The sequence below is a fragment of the Acetatifactor sp. genome, assembly GCF_982438285.1.
Genome location: NZ_CEWDFQ010000392.1, coordinates 1 through 2626 on the forward strand (window position 1 = coordinate 1; position 2626 = coordinate 2626).

The 2626-nt window shown below is 45.8% G+C and carries 3 protein-coding genes; all 3 read right to left on the minus strand.

The genetic code is table 11. The annotated features are described in order from the left end of the window. Positions 1-92: 92 nt before the first annotated feature. From AC1WIP_RS14365 to AC1WIP_RS14375, 3 genes are read right to left on the minus strand one after another with little or no spacing between them, the layout of a single operon-like run. Entirely contained in the window at positions 93-710 is a 618-nt protein-coding gene (locus AC1WIP_RS14365; protein ID WP_481142472.1) for an HNH endonuclease, read from the minus strand. Further along, on the minus strand, positions 703-1977 hold the full coding sequence (locus tag AC1WIP_RS14370) for a site-specific DNA-methyltransferase (protein ID WP_087314847.1): 1275 nt from the start codon (positions 1975-1977) through the stop codon (positions 703-705). Before AC1WIP_RS14370 ends, AC1WIP_RS14365 begins: the two co-directional genes overlap by 8 nt. Next, positions 1967-2581, minus strand: coding sequence for an HNH endonuclease (locus AC1WIP_RS14375; protein WP_087314845.1), 615 nt, complete (start codon positions 2579-2581; stop codon positions 1967-1969). The genes AC1WIP_RS14370 and AC1WIP_RS14375 overlap by 11 nt, the downstream gene beginning before the upstream one ends. Between the last annotated feature and the right edge of the window lie 45 nt (positions 2582-2626).

Sequence of the window (2626 nt, forward strand, 5' to 3'; positions counted from 1 at the left end):
TCTCCGATGCCCACACAGGGGTAATGCCGGAGAGCAAGCCGCCTAACGGGAAACCGCCGGAGCCGTCAAACAGGCTGCCAAGAGTCAGTTTGTTATGAGCCATTGACAGCACCCCCATCCCAGAAATCAAAAAATGCGCTGTTCTGCGAGAGTTCCACAAAACGTGCGCATTTTCCAACGACTTTTCTTTCAATCCAATCCGGCACTTTCCCAGTATCGTTGTATCTCCCATACTGTCCAAACATACAAAGCATTCCAATATTCCGCGCTTTTACTGCATCTTCAAAGGTATCAAAATAGCCAAGGTGTATCTCTTGCTGGCAGATTTTTATTCTTGCCCGGAATTTGCGCCTTGGCGGATAATAACTCACGCCACTGACACCGGAAGTATTATTTTTCTGCAGCGGCTGGTTCATCTGGTTCTGCTGATGTGTACAATAACGGATATTGCACCTGCGATTGTCAAATGTGTCCAGATTTATATGGTCTATTTCATAGCCCGGCCTGTGTTCAAACAGATAATCATGGAGGGTTCGTCCCTTACAGTCAATCACATAATATTGGCTGCCATTTCCTTTGCTGCCCAGATAAAATTTAACTGTACGAATCTTTTCGACCATATCGGCATCTATCACAAAAATCTGACCGCTTGCCAGTTCCCCATAGGCTACAAGGCCGTCTTCAGAAAACCGATATTTTACATTACTCATCTGCAATTACCTCCGCCATATCAAGTGCCTGTTCGTAGGTATGTTCCTTTCCATCCCGGATCAACAGCACACCATCCGCACTGTTGCCATGCTGGTTCATGTAACGCATAACTGCCACATCTACAAACTTTGGTTCCAGTTCCACCCCATAACAGATCCGCCCGATCTGGTCACAGGCAATCAGCGTGGATGCTGAACCCAGAAACCCATCCAGTACGATTCCATTTACCTGTGTGCTTTGCTGTATCAGATACGCAATGAGAGGAACAGGTTTACTGGAAGGATGACCATGTCCGTCCTCTTTTGAATTCTTGATTCCATCAAATTCAAAGACGGCTTTCTGTTTCTGGTCTCCATACCACTTGTGCTTTCCATCCTTTCTCCAGCCAAAGATGATCGGTTCCATGTTGAACTTCCAGTCTGTCCGCATCAGCGGAGCCCTGGGCTTTTTCCAGATGAGTCCGGCGCCGACCTTGAACCCGGCATCCTCAAAGGCGTCATAAAACACACGCGCTTTCATAGTGGCGTAAAATTCATAGATAGAAGCGTCAATGGCCATGGCATCTTTGAAGTTCGTAAATGCTTTCATGAGGAACTCGTAGGCCTGGGCATCCTCCAGATCGTCGTTTGCGATCCGCCCGGACTGGCTCTCCAGTTTAACAAAATACGGGGCGTCCGTGCAGACCAGGTTGACCTTCGTGTCTCTAAGAAGCAAACGGAACGTCTCCGGGTCTGTGGAATCCCCGCAGATGACGGTATGTTTTCCAAGCCTCCAGATGTCACCTGCTTTGGAAAAGCAGGGCTTCTCCAGTTCCGCTTCCACATCGAAGTCATCTTCCTTCGCCTCATCATCTGTACCAAACAGGTCTGCCAGTTCCTTTTCATCAAAACCGGTCAGCAGGGGATCAAAGTCCATACCCTGCAAGGACTCAATCTCCACCCGCAGAAGTTCCTCATCCCATCCGGCATCCATCGCCATGCGGTTGTCCGCAATGATATAGGCTTTCTTCTGCGCTTCCGTCATTTCATCCACAAAAACGCACGGAACTTCTTTGTATCCTTCTGCCTTTGCGCCGATAAGACGTCCGTGTCCTGCCAGAACGTTGTAATCTCTATCAACAATAATCGGATTTACAAATCCAAACTCCCGTAAAGAAGCCCGAAGCTTGTTTATCTGCTCCGGGCTGTGTGTCCTTGCATTATTGATATATGGGACAAGCCGATTAATATCAACCAACTGGAATTCTGTAATTGTTTTATGTTCCATGCTGCACCTCCTTCGGCAGAATTGTACGGATTCTTTGGACGATTTTTGAAATAGTCGAATGTGAAACATTATTTATCCGCCCTAATTCGCACATAGACATTCCGAAATGCTCATACAGAATATATAATGTGAGCCAGTCTGCTAACGGTATGGCTAATTCATGTTTGGCGGCATGCGGATCAAACAATCCCGTACTAATCGCATGAGCATTATTTTCAGCAACTGTACACCATTCGAGATTTGAGAGGGCATTATTCTGTTTGTTGCCATCTTTATGGTTTACTACAAGATTTTGCCTTTCTCCAATCCACGCATTTAGCATCATTCTATGTGCCTTAAGATGTTTTTTGATTCCATCTATCGTGATGCGATACGTAACATAGCCATACTTATCGATTGATCCGTTTAGTTTCATTATCCTGTATTTTTCAACTAAATTTCCTGCCTTGGAATACTGTCTGTGACAAATTGAATAGAAGTTCCCGTAGCGATCACAAACATAACAATCGTTCTCTGGGCAAAAATGATAATCATCCACACCGAGAGTCTTCATCTGTTCATCAACCCAAATTAATGCTCCTTCCGAATGAGATGTAGTTTTCATCGCACCAGCCCCCATTCCGCAAATTTCTCAAAACCGCCAAGGCTC

What these genes read in the sequence shown, in the direction of transcription:
- AC1WIP_RS14375 (WP_087314845.1), bottom strand. Translation starts at nt 2,581, where the DNA reads ATGAAAACTACATCTCATTCGGAAGGAGCATTAATTTGGGTTGATGAA.
- AC1WIP_RS14365 (WP_481142472.1), bottom strand. Translation starts at nt 710, where the DNA reads ATGAGTAATGTAAAATATCGGTTTTCTGAAGACGGCCTTGTAGCCTAT.
- AC1WIP_RS14370 (WP_087314847.1), bottom strand. Translation starts at nt 1,977, where the DNA reads ATGGAACATAAAACAATTACAGAATTCCAGTTGGTTGATATTAATCGG.